General features: G+C 48.0%; 29 protein-coding genes. 6 read left to right on the top strand and 23 right to left on the bottom strand.

The window, feature by feature from the left end:
- Positions 1 to 256 precede the first annotated feature (256 nt).
- The 14 genes from KTH90_RS00145 to KTH90_RS00080 form a co-directional block, all read right to left on the bottom strand.
- On the bottom strand, positions 257 to 454 hold the full coding sequence (locus KTH90_RS00145) for a hypothetical protein (protein ID WP_238726002.1): 198 nt from the start codon (positions 452 to 454) through the stop codon (positions 257 to 259).
- Positions 455 to 804: 350 nt separating this feature from the next.
- Positions 805 to 1,332, bottom strand: a complete 528-nt coding sequence (locus KTH90_RS00140) for a replicative helicase loader/inhibitor (RefSeq protein WP_238726001.1) — start codon at positions 1,330 to 1,332, stop codon at positions 805 to 807.
- Positions 1,319 to 2,041 carry a hypothetical protein gene (locus tag KTH90_RS00135; protein ID WP_238726000.1) on the bottom strand — a complete coding sequence of 241 codons (723 nt, stop codon included), beginning with the start codon at positions 2,039 to 2,041 and terminating at the stop codon, positions 1,319 to 1,321. Before KTH90_RS00135 ends, KTH90_RS00140 begins: the two co-directional genes overlap by 14 nt.
- An 8-nt stretch (positions 2,042 to 2,049) precedes the next feature.
- Positions 2,050 to 2,421: a RusA family crossover junction endodeoxyribonuclease gene (locus tag KTH90_RS00130; protein ID WP_238725999.1), complete on the bottom strand. Its 372-nt coding sequence runs from the start codon at positions 2,419 to 2,421 to the stop codon at positions 2,050 to 2,052.
- Positions 2,422 to 2,437: 16 nt separating this feature from the next.
- Complete coding sequence (locus KTH90_RS00125) at positions 2,438 to 2,755, bottom strand: hypothetical protein (RefSeq protein WP_238725998.1); 318 nt, start codon at positions 2,753 to 2,755, stop codon at positions 2,438 to 2,440.
- Entirely contained in the window at positions 2,756 to 3,553 is a 798-nt protein-coding gene (locus KTH90_RS00120) for a PD-(D/E)XK nuclease-like domain-containing protein (protein ID WP_238725997.1), read from the bottom strand.
- Entirely contained in the window at positions 3,537 to 4,166 is a 630-nt protein-coding gene (locus KTH90_RS00115) for a recombinase RecT (protein ID WP_238725996.1), read from the bottom strand. Before KTH90_RS00115 ends, KTH90_RS00120 begins: the two co-directional genes overlap by 17 nt.
- A 121-nt stretch (positions 4,167 to 4,287) precedes the next feature.
- The gene (locus KTH90_RS00110; protein ID WP_238725995.1) at positions 4,288 to 4,449 is read right to left on the bottom strand and encodes a hypothetical protein; all 162 of its coding nucleotides are present in this window, start codon (positions 4,447 to 4,449) and stop codon (positions 4,288 to 4,290) included.
- Between the two features lie 80 nt (positions 4,450 to 4,529).
- A complete protein-coding gene (locus tag KTH90_RS00105; protein WP_238725994.1) occupies positions 4,530 to 4,703 on the bottom strand; it encodes a hypothetical protein in 174 nt (57 codons plus the stop codon).
- A gap of 13 nt (positions 4,704 to 4,716) precedes the next feature.
- The gene (locus KTH90_RS00100; RefSeq protein WP_238725993.1) at positions 4,717 to 5,115 is read right to left on the bottom strand and encodes a 3D domain-containing protein; all 399 of its coding nucleotides are present in this window, start codon (positions 5,113 to 5,115) and stop codon (positions 4,717 to 4,719) included.
- Positions 5,112 to 5,333, bottom strand: a complete 222-nt coding sequence (locus KTH90_RS00095) for a hypothetical protein (RefSeq protein ID WP_238725992.1) — start codon at positions 5,331 to 5,333, stop codon at positions 5,112 to 5,114. Before KTH90_RS00095 ends, KTH90_RS00100 begins: the two co-directional genes overlap by 4 nt.
- A gap of 58 nt (positions 5,334 to 5,391) precedes the next feature.
- On the bottom strand, positions 5,392 to 5,613 hold the full coding sequence (locus KTH90_RS00090; RefSeq protein ID WP_238725991.1) for a helix-turn-helix domain-containing protein: 222 nt from the start codon (positions 5,611 to 5,613) through the stop codon (positions 5,392 to 5,394).
- Positions 5,614 to 5,637: 24 nt separating this feature from the next.
- Positions 5,638 to 6,429, bottom strand: coding sequence for an HNH endonuclease (locus KTH90_RS00085; protein WP_238725990.1), 792 nt, complete (start codon positions 6,427 to 6,429; stop codon positions 5,638 to 5,640).
- A 38-nt stretch (positions 6,430 to 6,467) separates the two neighbouring features.
- Positions 6,468 to 6,632 carry a hypothetical protein gene (locus tag KTH90_RS00080; protein ID WP_238725989.1) on the bottom strand — a complete coding sequence of 55 codons (165 nt, stop codon included), beginning with the start codon at positions 6,630 to 6,632 and terminating at the stop codon, positions 6,468 to 6,470.
- A gap of 127 nt (positions 6,633 to 6,759) precedes the next feature.
- On the opposite strand from KTH90_RS00080, the gene KTH90_RS00075 reads away from it, so the two are divergent.
- Positions 6,760 to 7,149 (top strand): helix-turn-helix domain-containing protein, encoded by a 390-nt coding sequence (locus KTH90_RS00075; RefSeq protein ID WP_238725988.1) that lies wholly within the window; start codon positions 6,760 to 6,762, stop codon positions 7,147 to 7,149.
- A 252-nt stretch (positions 7,150 to 7,401) separates the two neighbouring features.
- Here KTH90_RS00075 and KTH90_RS00070 read toward each other — a convergent pair whose 3' ends face one another.
- A complete protein-coding gene (locus KTH90_RS00070; protein ID WP_238725987.1) occupies positions 7,402 to 7,605 on the bottom strand; it encodes a helix-turn-helix transcriptional regulator in 204 nt (67 codons plus the stop codon).
- Positions 7,606 to 7,923: 318 nt separating this feature from the next.
- Here KTH90_RS00070 and KTH90_RS00065 point away from each other — a divergent pair, with 318 nt between their 5' ends.
- Positions 7,924 to 9,156: a tyrosine-type recombinase/integrase gene (locus KTH90_RS00065; RefSeq protein ID WP_238725986.1), complete on the top strand. Its 1,233-nt coding sequence runs from the start codon at positions 7,924 to 7,926 to the stop codon at positions 9,154 to 9,156.
- Positions 9,157 to 9,209: 53 nt separating this feature from the next.
- Here KTH90_RS00065 and rlmD read toward each other — a convergent pair whose 3' ends face one another.
- From rlmD to KTH90_RS00050, 3 genes are all read right to left on the bottom strand, one after another.
- Positions 9,210 to 10,568, bottom strand: coding sequence for a 23S rRNA (uracil(1939)-C(5))-methyltransferase RlmD (rlmD, locus tag KTH90_RS00060; protein ID WP_238725985.1), 1,359 nt, complete (start codon positions 10,566 to 10,568; stop codon positions 9,210 to 9,212).
- 146 nt (positions 10,569 to 10,714) lie between these two features.
- A complete protein-coding gene (locus KTH90_RS00055) occupies positions 10,715 to 11,659 on the bottom strand; it encodes a 3'-5' exoribonuclease YhaM family protein (RefSeq protein ID WP_158351486.1) in 945 nt (314 codons plus the stop codon).
- 66 nt (positions 11,660 to 11,725) lie between these two features.
- Entirely contained in the window at positions 11,726 to 13,015 is a 1,290-nt protein-coding gene (locus KTH90_RS00050; protein ID WP_238725984.1) for a S1C family serine protease, read from the bottom strand.
- Positions 13,016 to 13,206: 191 nt separating this feature from the next.
- On the opposite strand from KTH90_RS00050, the gene KTH90_RS00045 reads away from it, so the two are divergent.
- From KTH90_RS00045 to KTH90_RS00035, 3 genes are read left to right on the top strand one after another with little or no spacing between them, the layout of a single operon-like run.
- Entirely contained in the window at positions 13,207 to 15,582 is a 2,376-nt protein-coding gene (locus tag KTH90_RS00045) for an endonuclease MutS2 (protein ID WP_238725983.1), read from the top strand.
- Between the two features lie 29 nt (positions 15,583 to 15,611).
- Positions 15,612 to 16,313, top strand: coding sequence for a response regulator transcription factor (locus KTH90_RS00040; protein ID WP_158351480.1), 702 nt, complete (start codon positions 15,612 to 15,614; stop codon positions 16,311 to 16,313).
- On the top strand, positions 16,310 to 17,737 hold the full coding sequence (locus tag KTH90_RS00035) for a HAMP domain-containing sensor histidine kinase (RefSeq protein ID WP_158351478.1): 1,428 nt from the start codon (positions 16,310 to 16,312) through the stop codon (positions 17,735 to 17,737). The genes KTH90_RS00040 and KTH90_RS00035 overlap by 4 nt, the downstream gene beginning before the upstream one ends.
- Before the next feature lie 183 nt (positions 17,738 to 17,920).
- On the opposite strand, the gene proC is transcribed toward KTH90_RS00035, so the two are convergent.
- The 5 genes from proC to ftsH all read right to left on the bottom strand — a co-directional run bounded on the left by proC (position 17,921) and on the right by ftsH (position 24,898).
- On the bottom strand, positions 17,921 to 18,715 hold the full coding sequence (gene proC / locus KTH90_RS00030) for a pyrroline-5-carboxylate reductase (protein WP_158351476.1): 795 nt from the start codon (positions 18,713 to 18,715) through the stop codon (positions 17,921 to 17,923).
- A gap of 138 nt (positions 18,716 to 18,853) precedes the next feature.
- Positions 18,854 to 19,798, bottom strand: coding sequence for an ROK family glucokinase (locus KTH90_RS00025; RefSeq protein ID WP_238725982.1), 945 nt, complete (start codon positions 19,796 to 19,798; stop codon positions 18,854 to 18,856).
- A 34-nt stretch (positions 19,799 to 19,832) separates the two neighbouring features.
- Complete coding sequence (gene hprK / locus KTH90_RS00020; RefSeq protein ID WP_158351472.1) at positions 19,833 to 20,765, bottom strand: HPr(Ser) kinase/phosphatase; 933 nt, start codon at positions 20,763 to 20,765, stop codon at positions 19,833 to 19,835.
- A gap of 66 nt (positions 20,766 to 20,831) precedes the next feature.
- Positions 20,832 to 22,688: an excinuclease ABC subunit UvrC gene (gene uvrC, locus KTH90_RS00015; RefSeq protein ID WP_158351471.1), complete on the bottom strand. Its 1,857-nt coding sequence runs from the start codon at positions 22,686 to 22,688 to the stop codon at positions 20,832 to 20,834.
- A 188-nt stretch (positions 22,689 to 22,876) separates the two neighbouring features.
- Complete coding sequence (gene ftsH, locus KTH90_RS00010; protein WP_238725981.1) at positions 22,877 to 24,898, bottom strand: ATP-dependent zinc metalloprotease FtsH; 2,022 nt, start codon at positions 24,896 to 24,898, stop codon at positions 22,877 to 22,879.
- A gap of 235 nt (positions 24,899 to 25,133) precedes the next feature.
- Between ftsH and KTH90_RS00005 the strand changes: the two genes are divergently transcribed.
- Positions 25,134 to 25,994, top strand: a complete 861-nt coding sequence (locus KTH90_RS00005) for a nitroreductase family protein (protein WP_238725980.1) — start codon at positions 25,134 to 25,136, stop codon at positions 25,992 to 25,994.
- Positions 25,995 to 26,162: the final 168 nt, after the last annotated feature.

Raw genomic sequence — 26,162 nt, 5'->3', positions numbered from 1 at the left:
TAATGGCAGTAGCTCGGACAGGAAGATCTTTTTCAAATGCTCTGTATCTTCTCGGCCTGGTATTCGGGGTCTAATGGAAACCCCTTTCCCATAAATTGGAGCGTCCGCCTTTCCGTAGACAACCGGAGTGTCCTTTGTGCAATCTGCATCCCGGATAAACTCCGGCTCAAATAGATTTAATTGACCTTTCATGATTAAAGAAGCCCGGTATACCCTTACCCCTGCAGGAGGCTGGCTCCTTTCTCGATTTAGTTACTTAAATATTGGTTTTGTCCCATTCATCAGCTAACCATTTTATTAAATCGTCAGCCAGATCGGACATAAGCTCTTTTTTGTCATCCATGGATATTGCCTTTATAATTCCTGATTGCTGCAAATACTCTACGATACAGAATGCTATCGCCACGGCAATTCCAATATCATCAGACTCTCGTATATGTTCTCCGAATGTCATAGTGTCTCCTGCTTCCTTAAATTATTGTTTTCCGGTACTGGCTCCCAGCTTTGGCTTGTGCCCAATCAATGCCCCCGGCCGGCATCCGCATATGGCGCGGCACTCCCGTTGCTTTCACGGCGCGTTATCAGCTCACCCTCTTTTTTATTGTCTATCTGGTTTTTGCTCCAGAGTTTATTTTTACAAGGTTTTTAATCATCCTTGCTGCTGCGGCCAGTGTAACTGGATCTACCCGCTTGCGCATTTCCACCGCAGATCGGACACTTAAAAGTCTTCCCTTCGCCCGGACGCAGACACTTTTTAGCCTTAACGGCAAAATTTAACGTTTTTTCTGTCTCTCCTATTTCTTACTATTCCCCTTCCTTGGTAATTTCTCCCGCTTTTTGCTCAATGAGATTTTTCTTAATCTCTTTCAATGCTGGCGGCATCTGGTGATCCTGTCTTACCCGTTTGGCTTCTGCCTCATAGATCATCCGAAAATTCGCCCTCTCCACGGACAAATTCTCTGTGAGGCAGATATTGACAAATCCAAGGCGGCGCACGCATTTCCTTGTGAGATCGCTCATTTCCTTTACTGCTAAATCTGCACGAGGTGTCCCGTACTTTCTTATCGCCATTTCAACCTCTTCCCATCCCTCCGACCAGTCCGGAATCTCCGGTATTGACATTTCCAGGCACTTTTCCCGCAGCTCCGCGATCGATGGTGCAAATTTATTAGTGCTGATATGGGCCTTTACAGCATTTAAAGCCGCGGTGTAGTCCAGATCACGTAACATCGTATACCAGACCTCTTTTGATTGTTTATCCGGCATAATATTTGCTGCCGGATAGGCCGCCTTAATAGCCGACGCCAGTGTTGCAAATTCAGTCGCATTCATGTTCGTTCGCCCACTCCTTCATTTGATCGTAAAAATTTCCTGTGCTCCCACGTTCATACTTCTGACCCTGATTTTTCAACGGGAAGACCCCTTTCCATCCATTCATAATCGATTGATTCAGGATATCGATTTTCTCGTCGTTGTCAGTTGTCATTTTGTCTAGCTTCTTGATAACCAGATCCACTGCATGATCCGTCATCGGAGCTTTAATGCTTTTCCGAAAAGCAACGAAATCCAGGATCGCTGCGTTCAGCAGATCATCGGGAACATACGTCTTTTTTTCTGGTATTTCTTTAGAAATACCCTTTTTACTGTTTTCGTTTGGTTTTTGTTTATGTTTATTTATGTCTACGGTTTCTACTTCGGTTTTTACTACCGGTTTTACTTCGCTTTGTACTACGGTTTCTGCTTCGCTTTGTACTACGCTTTTGAAAGTGTTTATTCTGTACCGGTTCGGGAAGCCCTTCCTCCCCTTCTGGAATTCGATCAGGCCAGCATTTGCAAGTCGGTCGCGCACTCCAATAAATGTCGCCTCCCTGTTAATCTGCATGGTTGCCATCAATCGCCGGTTATCTACTTGAATCCACTCTGGCCATCCCGCTCTATTGCTTATGTTCATGAGCTTATACCATAGCAACTGTGAGGGAACCGGCAAGTAATTCGTTTCGAGCCAGCGTTCGAAGGCGTTGATCTGTGCTATATAATTCACACCACCACCTACTGTTCTTCTAATGTCACTTCTATTCTCGGGTGTCCGCGATCCAAATAAAATGTGTCTGTGAATCCAACTACATAATCCCAACCATCATCACCCAGCACACCGCATTTAACCAATGCGTCTTGAATTACTTTCCGGCCAAATGATGATACATTATCATGATCTCTCCGCCGGCTTTGCTCATACCAGGAAAAATGGATGGATACCGGATTATGTATCTTAAGATTTCCAAGCTGCTGGCGGATTGCAGCTATACAAATTTGTTCGTTATCCTTTTTCATCTTCCCGCCCTTATGCGGATTGGTCCGATTGGCAGACGTATAATCATTTAATCCGTCCAAGCGGCCGGGAATTACGAAACTATACTGCATTAAAACATGCCCTCCTTTATAGATAGCTTATACCGTATCTTTTCCTGAACAGTTCCCTCGCCTCCGCCTCAGAATCTCCGCTTGCAACGCAGTGCTTTTCCCATGCTAACTGTCCAGCTATTTTGCTTAGAGATTCCGCCATAGAATTATCATGGATTCTTTGCTTCACAGGGTTCATCAAATGGCAACTGTTGCAAACAGGTATTTTTATTCCATCCTCTTCCGCAATTTCCCGTATCCCAGTCCCAAACAGCAAATGATGTTCAGCCTCTACCGGGTGGCCGCATATAACACAATACCTGTCAAACTCCGTTACAATCCCTTTCGTACTCATCTATACCTCTCCTAACAGCTCTGAAAAATGTATCGGTTTTGTAAGTATTTTGGTGTGTTTGCAATAATCACATAGTTCGCAGCGTATTGGGCTATAAAGTCCTTTCTTTAACCCAATAATCTTCTGGGTGTTCTGTTCTATTTCATACAGTTTTTCCTGCAAATGCTTATTATCGATCTGGATAACTTCTATATCTGGTTCTTCCTCTTTGGATACAGCCGCGATATAAAACGGAAGGCGGTGACCGGTATTTTGGAATACCACCTCTTGATATACCGCCCCCTGCAGGTCATAACCCCAATACTGCGTAAAATCCATGTAGCCAAAATCCTTTGTATAGTGCTGTTTACGCAAGGAACTCATAACTTTTAGGTCTACGATCGCTTTTCCCGGAAGATAGCTGTCCATTTTTACTTTCCACTTTGCGCCGAACATTTTTGCCGTCATGATCACTTGCTTTTCACCGGAAAGCGACAGCATGAAGAAGTCATCCTTTTCGACTCGTTCTATGATTTCTTCCGCTTTCCGGAAATTTGATTTAAGATCTCCCTTTTGGGTGAACACTTCCGGGTTATCTTGTTTGAACTTCGGAAGTGTCCCTTCAAAATATGAGTCAACGTAGGAACCAACCAGAAGCGGTGTAGTCTTCCTTATTTCCCATTCCCCGCGGATCTTTGCCATGGCTTCTGCTTCACACGCCAGCTTACCCAGGCTTCCACAGAAGTCCTTATACTGGCTGACTGATAGGTATTCCTGGTTCGCTTCTATACTGTAATAATTTTCAGCCGTCAGCTTCATCCTGGTTCCCCTCCCCTCCGGTAAAAGGATTATCTACTGCCGGTTTCTCTCGTGATACATCTACGATTTCATCCACAAGCTGAACGCCCATAAGCGCTTCCGGACAATAAACCCGGGCGAAAAAGGCCGCTGCGCGATATGCAAGCATCTGTTCCGGCATGTTCTTCCATTTCGGATTGGATAACCACCCTTCGGCTTTTGCCATGGTCATCGTCACTTCTGTTCCCGCAACGACATCCCCGCTGGACCGTAGGACTGCCTGGATATAACATCCGCGCCCGTCTGCGCCTTTCTCGCCGGTGTAAACCGGCTTCACGTCCCGAAATTTACCGCACCCAGTTATCAAAGTCATGCACGCCTGACCGCTCCACCCAGGTTTTCCCTTGACTACATAAAGATTTTGCATAACCATCATGGGACTAACTCCCATCCGGTTAGCCATATCAATCGCAATCATGCAGTCTTGCGGTCTCCCCTGGTAGTTCTGCGGTACCAGGGAAGATGCTGCAAACATTTTCGCTATATCGTAAAGGGTCTGAAATGACTTTCTATTCGTGTAGACGTTCGGCTGAACGCTTTCTATTTGCTCTTGACTTATGATTTCGTTTTCCATTAAAATCACCTTTCCCACGCATCGTCCGCGTGATCTTCTTCCCAGTCAGCTCGATCCCTGCGGCGCCGGTGCCATTCCTGGCGCTCTTCATATTGTTCATACAGATCCGCCGCGTCTGGTATCATAGTTCTTCCTCCTGTAACGAAAATGCTTCCATTTTGTCCATTTTGAATATAGTGTCTAGCAGTTCCGTTTTTGCTATTAGGTCCTCTTCCTCCATAGCCTCATATCGATAGATTAATTGTTTTTTTAGGTCATACCATAGTTTTTGATATTCTGACATTGCAATTCCTCCGATTCTGCCTTATAATTAAGGCGTAATAAGTAATTACTCTACTAATTGATCCCGGCGGAGCCCACCTCCTAAGGGATCGTTTTTTTGCAGCGCTCCTGCGGTATCCGCACGCGCCAACCATTTTTTGACCGGATTATGTATATTGGGGTGCCGACACCCACCTGATCTATGCCAATCACCAATCCTGTATTGGTACAACCATCACTCCCGGTCCAGGTTACGTTGTCTCCTATGCTGATCATCTGTCATCACCTCCTACCCAACCGCCCCTGGGATCACCCGGACATATATAGTCTTCCGGCCGAACTGTACGCACTGATCGTAATCCTGTATGTACAGATCTATGATCCGGCCCTTGATCAGCCGGCCGGTGTCCTGGGCCTCGTAGATCCCCATCCACTCGCCTGTGTCATCCCAAATCATCACCGCGGACCCGAGCGGGATCACGTCGGGATCGACCGCTACTGTGACACCCTCGCGCGGCCATTTACCGGAGGCCGTCGGATCTCCTGTCTCACAATAGGCCGTGCTCTCGAACCGGATCGTATCCGGCGGCTGGTGATCTTGTCCGGCCTGTGCCCGGATCGCGGCTGCGGCGATGACGGCCAGAACGATTGCGATTATAACGCCCCATCGGGGTTTGTCTTGTTTCATGATGCCTCCCGACTTGGATTGATAGCTCCCCTTAGGGCCAGTGGTATTGCTATGCCCATAAGGGTTGCATAATCGACAACACAGCAATAATCGTCTGTTAAGATCTGGTCGGTATATTCCGCTGTGCAAAGCTGCTCGGTTAAAATCTCGTCGGGTTCGGCCATTGCCGCAGCCACTACCTCAGTTATAAAACGCTTAATCCTTTTTGTTATTGTCATAAATGCTTTCTCCTTTCCATTCTCCTCATCAGCCGGAGCATCCGGCGGATATCTTTCTTCACGCTACCCCATCCTCCCTGATTTTTTTAATATCATCAGGATTGCTTAGATCATACCCTTCGTATTTGATTAAGAAATCTTCCAGGGCTTGCCGCCTAATCTTCCTTCGACCTAACACCAGATAAGGAATAATTCCATAATTCAGTAATTCATACACATAATTGATATTGGTTTTTAGTATTTTAGATGCTTCTTCTACTGTGTATAAGAGTTCTTCCATAAGTAATCACACTCCATTCAATTTCTAAGCCTCCATTTGCTCACCCTTTAAAGACATTAAACATTTTTCTAATTTTTCTATTTCCTCTGTGAGTGTTTCAATATCCTCATTCATATGCCTGAGTTTAAGTCTCTTCTGCTCTATGCGTCTTTCTAATGCTAAGGATTCTCGTCTCGTTGGAGTATATTTTGTTTTAACAGCGCTTTTCTTGAGTGCATTTTTGATTCGTAAGTCTATACACTGTTTGGAACATCCAAATATACTTGCAATCTCTTCATAACTTAGAAACTGTTTTCTTAATTCTACAGTCTCTCGTTCGAGCGGAGTCAGTACAGACTCATCAATTAAAGACATCATCTGTTCGATCTGCGCCAATCTCACTTCTTTTTTCGCTTCGCCTTTCTCACGCATTTTGCATGTCGGGCATATGCCATCTTTAGCCTGCGTGGGCTGTCCACAAATTTTACAAGGCTCCATTCGATACATTTTTGATATTAACCTGTTCTTATACGCTCTTTCTGCATTCTCTTTTGGGGTAGCCCACTCTAAGTTCTCAGCCCGGTTGTCTTTTGAGTCTCCGTTTTTGTGAATAACCTGCGTTTTTTTTTCCGGGTTCGGAATAAAAGCTTCCGCCACTAGGCGATGCACGTACATGTGCTGCTGCTTCCCGCCAATATAGAAAGATACCATTTGATATTTTCCATCCCTTGAGGAATCTTGAGTTTTAGCCTTTAACCAATCATCGCCTGATTTTTTATATACAGTGCCGTTCTCATCTACTTTCGCCATTCCATCAAGAATTATTTGTGATTTCACTTTATTTTCACCTCCTTTTAAATTTTATTATGTCTTCACTAACCGGCTTTCTTTTTTGGCGGATGTTCCCCGCTGATCAGGCCAAACATCAGACCAAACACCTTGTTCTGGTCCGCCTCATTCAAATACGGCGCCATGATTGCTATGTTTTTGAGTGGATCATCGGTCAGGTCGATCTCAATGCTTTTTCCTTTTAATATCATTCCTTCATCACCTCGCTTTGTTGATTATATTGACATTGTAATCAATATTATCGACTTTGTCAATACTTTTCAGTTGACTTTATCAACTTTTTTTGCTATGATAGATAACGAAAAGAGAGGTGATAATATGGCTGATATACCTGGTATAAATTTTAGATTTAAAAAATTAAGAAATAAGACTGGTTCTAACCAGGAAGATTTTGGGAAAAAATTAGGAATTACAAAATCAGCTATAAGTAGAATTGAATCGGGGCTTAATGGTGTTTCAGAACAAAATATAATGGCATTGGTAAGGGAGTATGGTGTGAATGAAGTTTGGCTGCGCACCGGATTAGGTGGAGAGGATAGTATGTTTGTAGAACTATCTGACGATGACAGATACTCGATCAGTCTAGGTAAACTGGGTAGAACTGAAAATGAATTTGTACAGAACGCCATAAATGCGATTGCAGAAACAAAACCTGAGGATTTAAAGATAATCGAAGAATTTATGAAAAAATGTTTAGGTATAAAATAGAGAACTAGCCATAAGCTAGTCCTCCATAAGAATGCATATAAACACATATATCCGGTTTAAGAGTTTTACACTTTTAATATGTATAAGTTTGTCAAGGATAAGTTGAATGTAATGTTCGCAAGTTTCTTCCATAGGACACCCTCCGTTCGCACATTGATACCGCACATTTTCCTTGTCGTAAGAACATTATACAACGGTTGACACAAATTGTAAACAATAAATCCAAACAAACGTTCTGTCTATTTTTGGTACTTATAACCATGACAAGTCAAACACCTCCCATACTTTGCGATTTAAAGCCCTTGAAATCCGGCGCATTTGGGATTGTGTGGTATCTACCTCATAATTTTCAATTCGAATAATAGTAGATTTTGCCATGCCTGACATCCGCGCTAATTGCCCAATGCTAAAACCGTTTTTTATCCGCATCTCTCCGACTTTATTTAGCTTTTTCACTACGCATCACCTCATACGTAGTGTGCCCAAATCAGTTTAATTATTTATAGGTAAATCTTACCACATAAACCGTTCGATGTGTCGAACACTTTTCAAGGACAAAAGATGTAACTTAACGGACAAATATTGACATTTTAGTACAGTAGAGCGCAGACGTAAAAACCGCCCGGTGTTATCAGCACCGAACGGCTTAACATAGATACTACTGCCGGAAGCATCCGACGATGTAATATCGCTCAATCAAGCATATTATATCATCCAAGGATGCGCCTGGCAATAGGCGTATTTTTTGTACTCAAAATCAAGGAGGATGATATCATGGGAGAATTAAGAACGCGAAAACGTGGGAAAACATGGGAATGGTCATTTGAGGGAGCCAGGATCGGCGGAAAGCGGAATCCGATATCAAAGGGAGGATACCGCACCAAAGCAGAGGCCCTAACGGCCGGCACACAGGCTAAAGCGGAGTATGACAATACCGGACGATCTTTTAAGCCATCCGAGATAAGTGTGTCTGATTACCTGGATTATTGGCTGGAAGAGTACGTAAAGCGTAATCTTGCCCATAACACATATCTGGATTATGCAACAAAAATCCGTTTGCATATCAAACCGGAGTTTGGGAAATACCGTCTTTCGGCTATAGAACCAGATACCGTGCAACGCTGGATTGACCGAAAAAAAGACTGCGGGCTATCAAAAGGTATGTTAAAGAATCTCCTGTCTTGTCTTTCGGGAGCAATGAATTATGCTGTCCTGCCACTGAAATATATATCATCCAATCCGTGCATATATGTCAAGATTGGGAAGATCGCAGAGAATCAATATCTGAAGGAGCACCGGGAATATATACTGCCTCAAGAAGACTTTTCGAGGATCATAGACCGTTTTGGGCCTGACTCGTCATACTATCTCCCTCTTATGCTCGGCTACTACCTAGGCACAAGAATAGGTGAATCCTATGGTTTCGATCTGCTGGAGGATGTTGATTTTAAGACCCATACAATATCAATCAATCACCAGATGCAGTGCGAGGGTGGGACATGGTATCAGCGTCCGCCCAAATATGATTCCTTCCGCATACTTAAGATGGGTCAAGCAATCGAAAAAGCAATAAAGCGGGAAATTACATCACGCAAAAAGAACCAGTTAAAATATGGGAAATATTACACAAAGACTTATATTACACCCGAAAATGCGATCGTACAGGTACCCGCGCATGTAGAAGTGCCATACAAAGAGATTATGCCAGCCAGCGCTCACGAAAACGGTGAGATCATGACGCCGAATTCTTTCAGATACTGCGCCAGGGTGTGCCATAATGAGCTTGGACTCCCCCTCTTTCACAGCCATTGTCTCCGGCATACGCACGGGACGATACTGGCTGAAAACGGAGCCAGACCGAAGGCTGTCATGGAGCGCCTGGGTCACAAGGACATTAGTGTCACCATGAATACCTATGTTTTCAACACAGATAAGATGCAACAAGACGCCGTGGATATTTTCGAGCGGGCGGCATCCGGTCTTGCCTACCACTCACAAAAATGGTAGGCAAGAGGTAGGCAAAACTGTGTTCCGGCATACAAAAACGTCGGAGGAACCGCTTATTTCCTACATAGTAGACAAACGGTTTCAACATGCACCGTAAACGGAAACATATCACACCCCTGCATCCGCTCCACCTGATACCCATACTCCCGCATATACCCCACATCCCTGGCAAGCGTAGCCGAATCACAGCTCACATACACCACCCGTCCCACCTTCATCCGGGCAATCGTATCCAGCACTGCCCGATCGCATCCCTTCCTGGGTGGATCCACAACCACGACATCCGCAGTCCCCCCATTCCGCTCATAATACGCCGGCAGTACCTCTTCCGCCTTTCCCACGAAAAACTCCGCGTTCCCTATCCCATTAATCTTCGCATTTATCCTTGCGTCCTCTATCGCCTCCGGTACGATCTCCACACCGTACACTTTTCCAGCCTTCTGCGCCAGGAACAGCGAGATCGTCCCGATTCCGCAATACAGATCCCACACCGTCTCCCCGCCGGTCAATCCGGCGAATTCCAGCGCCTTCTCATACAGCTTCCGCGTCTGAACCGGGTTCACCTGATAAAACGACAGCGGCGAGATCCGGAACTCCACATCCCCGATAAAATCCGTGATAAACTCCGCTCCCCACAGATACACCATCTCTGTCCCCAGAATCACATTCGTTCTCTTCTGATTCACATTCAAAGAAATACTGGTCATCCCATCGATCTTCCGAAGCCTGTCCACCAGCACCTCCCCATGCGGCAGCCGTTTTCCATTCAAAACAATGCAGACCATAATCTCCCCCGTACGGAATCCATACCGGATCAGCACATGACGCACCAGCCCTGTCCCCTTCTCCTCCTCATAGGCCGTAACCCCATACTCCTTCATAAATCCCAGTATCACATCCAGAATCTTCTGGTTTTCCTTAACACCCAACAGGCAATCCCTGACAGGAATAATAGAATGCGTCCTCCCTGCATAGAATCCCGCTACCGGATTCCCCTCTTTATCCGTCCCGATCGGAAACTGTGCCTTATTCCGGTACCGGAACGGATCCTCCATCCCGATGATCGGCAGCATCGGTACCTCTTCCAGCTTCCCGATCCGCAGCAGATTATTCCGCACTTTATTTTCTTTAAACCTCAGCTGCTCCTCATAGCTCATCGCCTGCAGCTGGCACCCCCCGCAGGGTCCAGCCGCTTCACATTCCGGAGTTACCCGGAACGCAGAAGGCTCCAGCAACCGGACCAGCCGCCCATACCCATACGTTTTCTTGGCCTTAATCACTTTCACCTCCGCCAAATCACCGGTCAAAGCCCCTTTCACGAACAGCGGATATCCATCCACCTTCCCGATTCCATCTCCTTCGGTCGTCATATCTTCGATTCTGATTTGATAAATTTCATTTTTCTGTATCATAATGTCACCTCATGCAAAAACGGAATGCTGCGCCACCAACATCCCGTTTGTCTTTTCTCAAACTGCCTGTTCCAATACAACCAGATCCTAAACCACCTGTTCTCAGTTTGCGCACATCGCTAACCTGGCATACCTATAATACCTATCTATTTGCTGGTTTTCCGGATATTAGATTCAAACAACCGATTATACCCCAGCCAATCATCATTATTTCCCGCCGCCTTAAAAGCCTCGGTCATAGTCTGCAGCTTCGCATCCGTATTATCCGCAAAATTAAGCGCCACAGCCTCCACCAACGCCGGCTTCTTCGGTGATCCGAACTCCAGCTCTCCATGATGCGCCAGAATGCAATGCTTCAGCTCACTGGCCAGCTTCGGCGGAAACCCGCTGATCGTCCGGATCCTGGCTCCAACCGCCTCGCAGCCCATCACGATATGCCCCAGAAGCTGTCCGTCATCCGTATAATCATTGGCCGGAAATGCGGCCAGCTCATCTAATTTACCGATATCATGGAAAATCGCAGCTGTAATCAACAGGTCTTTATTCAGGACCGGATACGCCCCGCAGTAATAATCACACAGCTTCACCACACTTAACGTATGCTCCAGCAGCCCTCCCACGAAACCGTGGTGTACATTCTTTGCAGCAGAGTGAAATTTAAATCGGCTTATAAACTCCTGATCCTCCACAAAAAAGCTGGCTGCCAGCCGTTTCAGATAAGGGTCCCGAAGCCCGCCGATGAATCCAAGCAGCTCACGGTACATTTCCTCAATGTCTTTTTCGCTGACCGGCACATAATCCTTCGGGTCATAACTGCCGTCCATAGCCTTTCTGGACCGCTTGATACTCAGCTGCAGTGCGCCCTGATAACTCACCACATCGCCGGCGATCTCCACATAGTCCATTGCCTCAAAATCCCCGATTCCCGGAGAATTCGGCTCCCAAATCTTCGAATCGATGGTTCCTGTCTTATCCTGCAGAATTACATTCTCATAGGACTTCCCGTTCTTTGTCAATGCTGCCTGCTTGTGCTTACAAAGATAGATCCCCGTGATTCTGTCTCCATCCCGCAGCGTCTCTATGTATCTCATGCTGTCTCCTTCCAACTATCAAATACCTGTATTTTTTCTCAAATCCCTGTATGAACCGTACAGAAACTACTCCCGCACGCCCAGCGTAACCTGATACGTCAGTTCCTTATATCCGTCTTTTCCCGGACGCATCACGACTGCCGTCACCAACTGATTGGGAGAAAGATTCAGCAGCACATTCTGCACATCCTTCATGTTCTTCACTTCTTCCGTTCCCAGCTTAACCAGAATATCCCCATTTTGAATTCCAATATTCATGGCAGGCGAATCCAGAGCCGTCTCGACAATATAGATTCCCTGCGGCATCCCGTTCTCCTCGGCCTTTTCGTCCGTTACCGGTGTTCCCTTAATTCCCATATAAGCCAGATCCAGGCCATTCGACAAATGTTCGATCACACTTTTCAGTTCCGACACCGAGTAAGCGGTCACCACATTTTCGCTGGAGTTATCATTACTTTCCTGCGTGATCACTCCGATGACATCGCCGTCCAGATTAATCAGGACACCGCTGCCCTCGGTGTTACCCAGGATATCCGTCGTAAACAATGTATAATTGGCATCCCAGGTGGCGATCTGGTTACCCGCGGAAGTCACCATGCCGATGGACATGGAATCCGGATAGCCTAACGGACTGCCGACAGCGATCACCGGCGTTCCCTTTCTCACCTGGAAAGAATTCCCCAGTACAGCCACTTCTACCGCATTCCTGGTATCTTCTTCCAAAGTATCCATCCGGACGCTTAGAATGGCCATTTCGGTATTGTGATCAATCTTTTTGACCGTGGCTTCCACCTGGGTATCATTCTCAAAGGTAACCATAATCTGCTCGGCACCTTCCAGAACCCGTTCATCCGTCAGGATCATATATTCAATCCCATTTTCCGCCACTATGATACCGGAACCCTTCCCCTGATTCGTATAGGGAACATTAAACCAGTCCACGTTACTGCTCACAGCCGTTACGGTCACGAGAGATTTGTCTAGTCCCACAGCCACCGCGTAGAGCTTATTATACAGCTTTCTGTAATCATCCACCTCAATACCTACGGTCTGCTGGATCACCGCCGGAGGATTCGAGGGTACCGGTGTAGGCGCGGGCGTTGCCTCAGTCTCTGGATTCTGTTCTGCCTCATCATCCCGGGGGATCGTGACAGAGGGAATCTCTTCCTTCTCCCCGCATTTTTTCTCGGCAATAGGACTGGTAATGACGAACGTAAAAGAAGCCACAACCCCAAAAAGAACAGCCAGTACCATCGTACCAGCCACCTTAAGCAACAGCTTTTTCTTGTTGATTGGCTTCGCTTTGATTTTTTCCTTCATAAAAGAAAATTCTTCCTTATCTTTTTCCTCTGACATAAACCTTCTCCTTTAAGTACAGCGGAACCCCATAATATTTTAATTTTAGCAAAGACATATGAACAATCTATGAAGGTAATGTAAACATAAGAAAGTCTCGGAATTGAGCTTTTCATTTATCTTATTATATTGTAAAATGAAAAGATAGTAAACAACAATTTTCAGCATTGCCTGCAATATGGAGGATCAACATGAACGCGAAAGCTTTGCATACATTGGAATTCCACAAAATCATCGACCGGCTGACCGAACACGCCGCGTCCCAGTCTGGTAAGGACCTGTGCCGTCATCTGACCCCATCTGATGACCTGTCCCAGATCCGGCTGCTCCAGTCTCAGACGGCGGATGCCTTCAGCCGTATACTAAAAAAGGGCAGTCCTTCTTTCGGCGGAATCAAGGATGTCCGCGGTTCCCTGAAACGGCTGGAAATCGGCAGTTCCTTAAACGCCATCGAGCTTCTGGCCGTCTGTACCCTGTTGGAGACAGCCGCCCGGGCGAAGTCCTATGGCCGTAAGGATAATGCCGATCTGACCCGCGACTCACTGGACGACTATTTTGATGGTCTCATTCCTCTCTCCACGATTTCTGCGGAAATCCGCAGGTGCATCCTGTCCGAGGAAGAGATCAGCGATGAGGCCAGCAGTACGCTCCGCCAGATCCGCCGGAGTATCAAGCTCGCCAACGACCGGATCCACACCCAGCTGAATTCCATGGTAAATGGTTCCGTGCGCACTTATCTGCAGGACGCAGTGATCACCATGCGGGACGGCCGTTACTGCCTTCCGGTAAAAGCGGAATACCGCGGCCAGGTGTCCGGTATGATCCACGACCAGTCCTCCAGCGGCTCCACAGTCTTTATCGAACCCATGGCTGTGGTACGCCTGAACAATGATATCAAGGAGCTGGTATTAAAAGAACAGGCCGAGATCGAAGTGATTTTAGCGAACCTAAGTACCCTTGTAGCGGAAGAAACCCAGGCGGTGCATAGTGATTTCGAACTTCTGACCGAACTGGATTTTATCTTTGCCCGTGCCAGGCTGGCTCAGGACTATAACGGAACCGCCCCTATGTTCAATACACAGGGATATGTTCATCTGCGCAAGGCCCGGCATCCGCTGCTGGATTCCAAGCAGGTAGTTCCCATCGATATTTACCTGGGCAAAGAATTTTCCCAGCTGATCGTCACCGGACCAAATACCGGCGGAAAAACCGTATCCCTGAAAACCGTTGGCCTTCTGACCCTGATGGGCCAGGCCGGACTTCATATTCCCACCCTCGACCGGTCGGAGCTGGCACTATTTCACGAGGTTTATGCGGATATCGGTGATGAACAAAGCATCGAGCAGTCTCTCAGTACATTTTCTTCCCACATGACTAATATTGTGAAAATCCTGGAGGAGGTCGATGACCGGTCCCTGGTTCTGTTCGATGAACTGGGCGCCGGAACGGATCCTACGGAAGGCGCCGCCCTCGCCATGTCGATTCTATCCTGGCTGCATCAAAGGGACATCCGCACCATGGCCACCACCCATTACAGTGAACTGAAAGTATATGCGCTGTCCACACAGGGTGTGGAAAATGCCTGCTGCGAATTTGATATCGCGACACTGCGCCCCACGTACCGGCTGCTGATCGGTATTCCGGGAAAGAGTAATGCCTTCGCGATTTCCTCCAAGCTGGGACTTCCGGACTATATCATCGACGACGCCAAAAGCCGGATCAGTGAGACAAAAGAGAATTTCGAAGACCTGATCACCGATCTGGAAAACAGCAAGGTTACCATTGAGAAAGAACAGGTGGAAATCACCCGTTACAAAGAAGAAATCGAATCCTTAAAGACCCGGCTGGAACAAAAATACGATAAGCTGGACCAGCGCCGGGAGGACATTCTGCGGGAAGCCAATGAAAAGGCCCATGCCATTCTCCGGGAGGCCAAGGAAGTCGCGGACCAGACGATATCCAATTTCAACAAATACGGGCAGGGTAATATCTCCATGAAACAGATGGAACAGGAGCGCACGAAGCTGCGGGATAAGATGTCCGGTTTAGAGAAGAACATGACCATCCAGCCCAAACAGAAATCCGGCAAGGCCAATAAGCCTGCAGACTTCAAAATCGGAGACACCGTCAGGGTATTAAGCCTGAATCTGAAAGGTACCGTCAGCACGCTGCCGGGCGCCAAGGGAGATCTTTTCGTGCAGATGGGCATCCTAAGGTCCCAGGTCAACATCAAAGATCTGGAGCTGGTGGATGAACCTGTGATCACAGGCCCGAACCTTCAGAAAACAGGCTCCGGAAAAATCAAAATGTCTAAATCTGCCACGGTAAGTCCTGAGATCAAGCTGCTGGGTATGACGGTGGATGAGGCGCTGGGCGCGTTGGACAAATATCTGGACGACGCTTATCTGGCTCATCTCCCTCAGGTCCGTATCGTGCATGGCAAAGGGACAGGAGCCCTGAGGACCGCCGTTCATAATCATCTGAAACGGACCCGTTATGTAAAATCTTACCGTCTCGGAGCGTTCGGCGAAGGCGAAACCGGCGTGACAATCGTTGAATTTAAATAATCACTGTAAAAAATAGAGGAGGCATTCATATGGCTGCAAAACAAAAAATATTAATTGTAGATGATGATGTAAATATAGCGGAGCTCATCTCCCTTTACCTGACCAAAGAGTGTTTCGAAACCATGATGGTCCATGACGGAGAGGAGGCCCTGACTATTTTCGATACCTTCCGGCCGAATCTGATCCTGCTGGATCTGATGCTGCCGGGCATCGACGGCTATCAGGTCTGCCGTGAGATCCGTCACAAATCATCCGTACCGATTATCATGCTCTCCGCCAAGGGCGAGATCTTCGACAAAGTACTGGGCCTGGAACTGGGAGCCGATGATTATATCATCAAGCCCTTCGATTCCAAGGAATTAGTGGCCCGTGTCAAAGCGGTTCTGCGCCGGTTCCAGCCGGAAAAGCCGGCCGCTCCCACCCCGGACGCCAAATATGTGGAGTATCCGGACCTGATTATCAATCTGACCAACTATTCCGTCATCTACAACGCAGAGCCTGTGGATATGCCGCCCAAGGAACTGGAGCTGCTGTATTTTCTGGCTTCCTCACCGAATCAGGTCTTCACCCGGGAACAGCTTCTGGATCATATCTGGGGATACGAGTACATCGGGGATACCAGAACGGTCGACGTACATATCAAACGTCTCCGTGAGAAGATCAAGGATCACGAGGCCTGGAGTCTGTCCACCGTATGGGGGATCGGTTATAAATTCGAGGTGAAGCAATGAAGCTCTATGCCAAATTTATTATCGCGTATGTGATTTTTGGCTTTCTGAGTTTTTTTCTTATCGCCACGCTGACTTCGTCTCTGACCCTGAACCAGCTGGAAGAAGAAAAAGCCGATAATTTATACCGGGAGGCCATCTTTGTCGCTTCCACCTATGCCAAGAACTATTACACGGAGGCGCTGTCCCTGGATGAACTGCAGACCCAGTTAAAAGCGGTGGATACCTATGTGTCCGCTCCGGTCTGGATCATTGACACGGACGGCACGATTCTGTTGAATTCCCGGGAAAAGGTGAATCTGGAGAGTCCGAAGGTAATCGAGGACTTCGATCCTACTTTTACCGGCAATCAGTATTATTGTATCAGTAATTTTTATGACTGTTATCAGGAGGAAGTATTAAGCGTCATCTCACCGATCACCCTCAATCTCAAAACCAGAGGGTATGTGCTGATTCATTATCCGGTCAGCGCGATCAGCCAGGAAAGGGACCAGCTGCTGAACGTTTCCTATATCACCCTAATCGGCATTTTCCTCTTGTCCCTGCTGATTCTGGCTGCGTTTACGTTCCTGGTGTCCAAACCGTTAAAGCGGATCACCTTCGCCGCCAACCAGTATGCGGCCGGAAATCTGAAATATGAGCTGCCTGTGACCACCGATGATGAGATGGGCCGGCTCTCGGCGACGCTGAACTATATGTCCACCGAGCTGTCTAAGATGGAGGAGTATCAGAAAAAATTCGTGTCCAATATCTCTCACGATTTCCGTTCTCCCCTGACTTCGATCAAGGGATATGTGGAAGCGATCCTGGACGGCACGATCCCTCCGGAGATGCAGGAAAAATATCTGAATATCGTACTCTTTGAAACGGAGCGTCTGAATAAGCTGACCAGCGGCCTGCTCACGCTGAATGATTTTGACCGCAGGGGGACGCTGCTGGATATCACGGATTTTGATATCAACAGTATTATCAAAAAGACGGCGGCTACCTTTGAGGGAACCTGTACTACCAGGCGCATATCCATAGAGCTGATTTTTTCCGCAAAGGTCCTCTATGTTTCCGCTGATATGGGGAAAATACAGCAGGTGCTCTACAATCTGATCGACAACGCCATCAAGTTCAGCAATCCGGATTCGGTCATCTATGTGGAGACCACCGAAAAGCACGAAAAAGTATTCGTCTCCGTAAAGGATACCGGGATCGGTATTCCAAAGGAGAGTGTGAAAAAGGTTTGGGAACGCTTTTATAAGACCGATCTTTCCAGGGGAAAAGATAAGAAGGGGACTGGTTTGGGACTCTCGATTACGAAAGAGATCATACAGGCCCACAAAGAAAATATCAACGTGATCAGCACGGAAGGCGTGGGGACAGAATTTATATTCTCATTGCCTAGATCCAAGAATATAAAGTCAGCGGATATAGAATAAATGGGAGGGGACTGGCTCCTTTCGGCAGTAAAGTCAGAGTATAAATAACTACGCAGAGAAAGGTGCCTGTCCCCGGATGTCGATTTGAATAGACCCACATCCGGGGACAGGCACCTTTCTCTGCATAGTTACTTACACTCTGACTTTACAACCGAAAGGAGCCAGTCCCCTCTCAAAAATGTTTTACATTTCCCGCGCTTTTTTGGCACAGGCTTTCATGGCTTCGAACAGGCTGCTCCGGAATCCTTTCTCCTCCAGAACCCGGACAGCCTCTATCGTGGTTCCACCCGGCGAGCACACCATGTCCTTCAGCTCACCGGGATGCTTTCCGGTTTCCAGAACCATTTTCGCGCTTCCCAGAACGGCCTGGGACGCGAAGCGATAGGCCTGGGCTCTCGCCATACCATCCGCGACGGCAGCGTCCGCCATCGCCTCAATCATCATAAAAACATAAGCCGGAGAACTTCCGCTGACAGATACAACCACGTCCATCAGGTGTTCCGGAATCACTTCCACTTCCCCGAAGCCCCTGAGAATCGAGCACACATACGCTAATTCTTCCTCCGACACCTGGACATTCGCGCAGGCGGCAGTGATTCCCTCTCCTACTAAGGCAGGTGTATTCGGCATCGTCCGGACGATCTTCACCGGTTTTTCGAATTTCTGCCCCAGCCATTCCAGTGTTTTCCCGGGCGCTATGGTAATAATAATTTTATTCTCATCCACAGCGCTTCGGATCTGGGCTATCACTTCCTCATAGAACTGCGGTTTCACCGAGAGCACCAGTACCTCGCATTCCTCCGCCACCCTGCGGTTATCTGTAGTTACCTGAATGCCCAATGTCTCCGAAACCTTATCCAGGGCTGTCTTATAGGAATCCGCGCCAATCATCTCTTCCGGCCGGAAAATTCCGTTGCGGATCACTCCTCCCATAATAGCGGAGGCCATATTTCCACATCCGATAAATCCTAACTTCATTGCCATCATCTCCTGATTTATTTCCTTCATTTCCTCATCTGTGAAATCAAACATATAGACCTAACGAACCTAATATGATACCGTTTTAAATTCTCAACTAAATTAGCCGCTCTATCTGAACAGCGCTGCAGATTACCGCTATTTGGATGCATAAGTATCCAACGCCATTTTTGCCGCTCCGAAAATGCCCGCATCATTCCCTAATTCCGCCAATGCAAAGGTAGCTTTACGGCAGGAACTAAACGCATAAACCTGAAAATTCTTTTCCACAAAATCCAGCAGTACCGTTCCGGCCTTTGATACACCACCACCGATTACGATCACTTCCGGGTCTGTCACAGCCGCAATCATAGCCAGCGCTTTTCCCAGATATTTTCCAAACTGCTCCGCAGTCGCAATAGCCAGCGCGTCATTTTCTTTCACTGCATCAAACACAGCTTTCGCCGACACTTTTCTGTCCCGCAGCACAGAAGCCTCCTGGCTGTCTGCCAGAGCTTTCTCGGCCAGATAGGTAATTCCGGTCGCTGAGGCAACCTGCTCCAGACATCCATAATTCCCGCAATTGCAGGCATGAGGGAAATCATCGATCAGATGCATATGCCCGATCTCTCCTCCAGCCCCATGTGCCCCCGTTATAATTTTTCCGTTGGTGATCAACCCGCCGCCCACTCCGGTTCCCAGGGTTGCCAGAATGACATCTTTACATCCTTTCGCCCCGCCGACCCAGGCTTCCCCAAGTGCGGCCACATTGGCGTCATTGCTTACCTTCACCGGAAGTCCGGTTTCTTTTTGCATGGTACCCTGTACATCCATATAGTCCCATCCGAGGTTTACCGCTGTTTCCACGGTTCCGTCCTCTTTCACAGGACCAGGAACGCCGACTCCGATGCCAGCGACGTCTTCTTTTGAAAGGGATCTTTCGTTCATTTTGCTCAGCACGGCTCTTGCCGCATCAGGCAGGATGTTTTTCCCTTCGTCCTCTTTCCGGGTGGGGATTTCCCACTTGTCCAACACATCCCCCTGAAGGTCAAATAATCCCAGCTTAATTGTGGTGCCGCCTATATCTACTCCGAAACAAAACATCTCTTTTCTCCTTTTACCATTCATCACTATTCTTTTATTTTTCGCTGTTTTTTGCCAGGCTCTTCTGTACCCGCTTGTACAGCTCCTGAGCGGCATTATAACCCATCTTTTTCTGACGGTGGTTTACCGCCGCAGACTCGACGATAATGGCCAAATTCCGTCCGGGACGAATGGGCAGGGAATGACAGACTACCTTATTTCCCAGGAACTCCGTGTATTCCTCTTCCAGTCCCAGACGGTCGTATTCTTTATCCTTCTCCCACTCTTCCAGTTTGATTACCAGATCGATAGACTGGGTTTCCTTGACGCTCTCCACACCGAACAGGGTCTTGACATCAATGATGCCGATTCCCCGCAGTTCTATAAAATGCCTGGTAATGTCCGGAGCCGTGCCAATCAGTGTCTCATCGCTTACTTTCCGGATCTCCACCACATCGTCGGTCACCAGGCGGTGGCCCCGTTTGATCAATTCCAGAGCGGCTTCACTTTTTCCGATCCCGCTTTCGCCCATGATCAGCACACCTTCGCCGTATACATCCACAAGCACGCCATGAATGGAAATCATGGGCGCCAGCTCTACGTTCAGCCAGCGGATTACCTCAGCCATAAAGGAGGACGTGGACTTTTCCGTCATAAAAATGGGAATTCCCAGTTCATTTGCCGCATCCAGAATCTCCTGGTCAGGCGGCAGTTCCCGGCAGAATACAACGCATGGAATCTGCGCGGATAACAGTTTGCGGTACACCTCTTTCTTTCGCTCTGTCTTAAGAGACAGCAGATAGGTATATTCCACATACCCAATGATCTGTACCCGTTCGGAATCGAAATGGTCAAAATACCCGGTCAGCTGCAGGGCCGGGCGGTTGATATCCGGTTGATGAACCTTGATTTCTGTCATATCGATATCCGGCGTCATGTTCTTCAGGTTCATTTTCTCTACCAGTTTTGTAAGCTTTACACTGTGCATAGCAGACGCTCCTTTTTTATCAGTATTCACTACTATCTATCATTCTAGCATAGCAACTTTGGAACATCAATGAAAAAACTCGTACACTTTCCGGGCCGCCGCCTCATTCATCGACGGAACTTTGGCCAGATCATCCGGTTCTGCGGCTTTGATCTCATCCAGTGACTGATAATGTTTCATCAGTGCTTTCCTCCTGGCCGGCCCGATCCCCTCGATATCGTCCAGAATCGAATGAACCTGCCCTTTGCTCCGCAGCATCCGGTGATATTCGATGGCAAAACGGTGCGCCTCATCCTGTATCCTGGTAATCAGCCGGAATCCCTCGGAAGAGCGGTCGATGGGTATTTCCACATTTTCATAGTATAACCCTCTGGTCCGGTGATTATCATCTTTTACCATGCCGCAGACAGGAATATCGAGATTCAGCTCGCTTAATACCTGTTTCGCCACATTTACCTGGCCCTTTCCGCCGTCCATCATGATCAGGTCCGGGAATTTGGTAAAACTCCCCAGTTCACTGGCCAGGTTCTTCTCCTGCAGTTCCCGCTCTTCTTCCAGGCCATGGGTAAAACGTCTGGTCAGCACCTCCGCCATACTGGAATAATCATCCGCGCCCTTCACCCATTTGATCTTAAATTTTCGGTAATCGCTGCGCTTCGGTTTGCCTTTTTCATAGACGATCATGGAACCCACAGAATCATAGCCGCTGATATTGGAAATATCGAAAGCCTCGATCCGAACCACATCTCTTAGTCCCAGCCAGCCGGCCACCTCTTTTAGCGCACCGATGGTACGCCCTTCTTCCCGCTTGATCCGCTCCCGGTCCTGGCTCAAAACCAGCTGCGCATTCTGAGCGGCCAGCTCCACCATCTTTTCCTTTGTTCCTTTTTTCGGCACCCGGATATGTACCCGCTGCCCTTTCTTACCCGACAGCCATTCTTCAATGATGGCGGCGTCCTCGATCTCATCCTGGATCATCAGTTCCTTTGGGACAAAAGGGGTTCCGGCATAAAACTGTTTCAGGAAACTGCTCAAAACCTGCGCCCTTGTGTCGGAAACTGCCACCGTCAGATAAAAGTGGTCCCTGCCGATCAGCTTTCCTTCCCGGACAAAAAACACCTGTGCCACTGCATCCCGCTCGTCGATTGCCAGCGCGATAATATCCTTTTCCTCTCCTACGCTATTGGTGATCTTCTGTTTTTGGGCCACCTTTTTTACACTGTTTAAAAGTTCGCGGTACTCGATAGCCTGCTCAAACTCCATGGCCTCTGAGGCTGCCATCATCCGTTCCTCCAGCAGCTTTAAGACCGGCGCATAGTTTCCGTTCAGGAATTCGATCGCCTCGTCGATATTGGCACGGTAATCCTCCCTGCTGATATACTCCTGGCAGGGCGCATCACACTGCTTGATATGGTAATAGAGACACGGTCTCTCCTTCCCGATATCCCGCGGAAGGCTCCGGTTGCAGGTTCTGATCTTATAGATCTTCCGGATCAGCTCTATGGTATCCTTCACCGCTCCCGCGCTGCTGTACGGCCCAAAATACTTATTCTTATCCTTCTTCATACTCCTGGAAAACAGGATTCTGGGATAGTCTTCATGTACCGTCACTTTGATAAAAGGATAGGTCTTATCATCCTTCAGCATGGTATTGTATTTCGGACGGTGTTCTTTGATCAGATTACACTCCAGGACCAGAGCCTCCAGTTCCGAATCCGTGACAATATATTCGAACCGGGCAATATGGGTGACCATCTGCTCGATCTTCACGCCCTTATTCCGGCTGCTTTGAAAATACTGGCGCACCCGGTTTTTCAGACTGATCGCTTTTCCCACGTAGATGATCTCGTCCCGATCATCATGCATAATATATACCCCAGGCTTCCCCGGCAGTTTTTTTAATTCCTCATCGATATCAAACATCTATTATCACCTCATATACCATACGCATGATTATTACAATTGAAATAAAAAATGCCCTAGAATATTATTCTAAGGCACTTTCTGATTATTGACAATAGGAAATTTCGAACATCTTTTCGAAACATTGCTATTCTTAAATAGTCAGCGAGGTATTTTCGAGCGCTACTATTTTTTTCTTAATACCATTTCTAAATCTGTTGGTCTGTTTCCTGCTCCTGCTCCACCACTCCCGCGCTTTGCGCATCGTTTAATCCGCCGTCTGAAGGCGGTGAAGGAACGGCCCCCAGCTCGATGACCCGGGCCGGCTCCGCCTGGCGGTCCATGATCCGTTTTTCCGCGGTATCCTTTTCCGTGGGTTCCGGCAGGCCTTTGACTTCCCGGAAAATCTTCATGAATTCTTTTCCGGTAATGGTCTCTTTCTCGATCAGGAAAGCGGCGATCTTATCCAGAACCTCCCTGTTCTCAGCTAAAAGCTTCCGGGCCTCCTCATAGGAGTCCTTCAGCATCTGCATAACTTCTTTATCAATCTCAGCTGCGGTGGCATCTCCGCAGTTCAACACGGTCCGTCCGTCCAGATATTGATTCTCTATGGATTCCAATCCCATCAGGCCGAATTTCTTAGACATACCATACTGGGTCACCATTGCACGGGCCACACGGGTAGCTTTCTCAATATCGTTGGAAGCTCCTGTAGTTACTGTGTCGAATACGATCTCCTCCGCCGCACGGCCGGCCAGCAGGCCCACCAGCATCGCACGGAGTTCTTTCTCCGTATTCAGGAACTTCTCTTCCTCAGGAACTTGCATGACATACCCCAGAGCACCCATGGTTCTGGGAACAATGGTAATCTTCTGAACGGGTTCTGAATCCTTCTGCAGCGCGCTGACCAGCGCATGCCCGACTTCATGGTAGGATACGATCCGGCGCTCTTCCCGGCTCATAATCCGGTCTTTCTTCTCTTTTCCGACCAGGACCAGTTCCACCGCCTCGAAAATATCAGACTGGGACACAACCTGCCTGCCATGTTTTACCGCATTGATCGCCGCTTCGTTGATCATGTTGGCCAGATCGGAACCCACGGCTCCGGATGTAGCCAGTGCGATGGCATCCAGATCTACGGAATCATCCAGCAGCACGTCCTTGGAATGTACTTTCAGAATATCGATCCGGCCTTTCAGATCCGGCTTATCCACGATAATCCGCCGGTCAAACCGGCCGGGACGCAGCAACGCCGGGTCCAGAACTTCCGGTCTGTTGGTGGCCGCCAGTATGAGAAGGCCTTTGGATGTGTCGAAGCCATCCATCTCCGCCAACAGCTGATTCAAGGTCTGCTCCCGCTCATCATTTCCGCCGCCGTACCGGCTGTCACGGCTCTTACCGATCGCATCGATCTCGTCGATAAATATAATACAGGGAGCGGATTTTTTTGCTTCTTCAAACAGGTCCCGGACTCTGGAAGCACCGACACCTACAAACATCTCCACAAAATCGGATCCCGACAGGGAGAAGAACGGCACATGTGCTTCACCGGCCACCGCCTTGGCAAGCAGTGTCTTACCGGTTCCCGGAGGCCCCACCAGCAGGGCTCCCTTCGGAAGCTTCGCCCCGATCTTCGTATACCGGCCCGGATTATGCAGGAAGTCCACAACCTCCTGTAATGATTCCTTGGCCTCATCTTCCCCGGCCACATCCCGGAACGTGACGCCGGTCTCTTTCTGTACATATACCTTAGCCTTGCTCTTACCGACGCCCATCATGCCGCCGCCCTTAGACATCCGGCGCATGATAAAGCTCATACCGATCCACAGAAGAGCCAGCGGAATCGCGAAACTTAAGATCGTATAGATTACAGAAGACACCACATCAGGCGCTTCCGCCGAGTATTCCACCCCGGCCTGCTCCAGTCTGTCCACCAGTTTTTCATCCGGCATTCGATTGGTCTGATAAGTAATTTCAAACAGCGGGTTCGGCTGATTTTTCGGAACGATCGTGATTAAATCCGACTGCACCTTCACCTTCGCGACCTGTCCCTCATCCAGCATCGACAAAAACTGATTATAAGGGATTTCTTTCGCACTGCTGCCGCTAAATAAATTACTGAAAACGCTCATTAACAAGAGCGCTACCAATACACAAACTAAAACCATTACCAGAGTCTGCTTATTCTTTGGTTCTTTGCCATTCTGGTTTTGATTGTTGTTATTCTCCATCTTTTTCCTCCTCGTAATAAACACTTCTTATTATATGGTTAGTTCCTTTATAAATCAATAGATACCTTGTGAAATTTCCGTGTGTTTTCTAAAGTTTTTATAAACTGTACCTTCTCAGATCCCTGTTTCGCCCGAAACTGGAAATAGGTCGACATTCTCTTCCTATTGGGCTAAAATAGAAAGCAGGAAGAAAAACGCATCCTTATTATTTTGCGCAGAGAAAAGGAGGTTTATCATGAATTATTTTGATCTGATTGAAAGAAGAATGTCTATCCGGGAATTCCGAGAAAAAGCGGTTCCCGCCCATATCCTGGAAGATATACAGACCCATTACGCGGGCTGCTCCGGATTAATCCCGGCTGTTGGTACATCTCTCAGGATTCTCGAAGGTGAGGCAATCCACAATCTGGAGGGTATTGCCGGCTATCAGGAGTCTCTGATTCCCGCGCCCTATTACCTGGTTCTACTCTCTGAATCCAAAGAACACTACGTGGAAAACGCCGGCTACATCGGTGAAGAACTGGATCTCAAAATCACCGAATTAGGTCTGGACAGCTGCTGGGTGACTATCCTGGACAAAGAAGCTGCCAAAGCTGCCCTGCAGATCTCTTCCGGTATGGAGATAGCCGCACTGATTGGTTTTGGTTACGGGAAGCAGGAAAAGAAACTGCTCCGGCTGGATATCAAAACCCAGTCAGATATCAATACCAATGTACGGGAAGGACATGTCGCCCCTAAAATCAATGTCTCCGAACTTGTATACAAGGAAACCTGGGGACGTAAATTCCCGGTCGAAGAACTCATGAATAACGATTTTCTGATCCGCGCCCTGTACGCCACGAGTCTTGCCCCTTCCTTTTTGAATCTGCAGCCTTACCGTCTGATATTAGACGGAAATCATATTACCCTCGTGGTCGAAAAAGATGGCATGACCAACGCTAACGATGAAAAATTAAACATCGGGATAGCTATGCTGCACTTTACGCAGGTATTTTTGCAGGGGATTTCCTGGAATTTCCATTGGGTGATGGGAAGCCCGGATCAGGAACTGAACCTGCCTGAGGGCTGGTACGCGGCTGCGTATTGCCAGGTCTGAGCTGCCTCGGGTTCATTCCTGAGTGTCCTGACAGGGGACCGGGGAGACTGTCCGAAAACCAGGGCGCAGCCCGCCAGGCGTCCGCTCTGTTCGGACGTATCCTTTGGGGCGCCCGCCAGGGAGAGCGGTGTCTGGGGGCCTCTTCCTCACATAAGGCGCCCGTGTGAA

Source organism: Diplocloster modestus, from assembly GCF_019042245.1.
Taxonomy (GTDB): domain Bacteria; phylum Bacillota; class Clostridia; order Lachnospirales; family Lachnospiraceae; genus Diplocloster; species Diplocloster modestus.
Note: the sequence above shows the minus strand (reverse complement) of the source record. Positions and strands in the feature narration are given on the sequence as shown.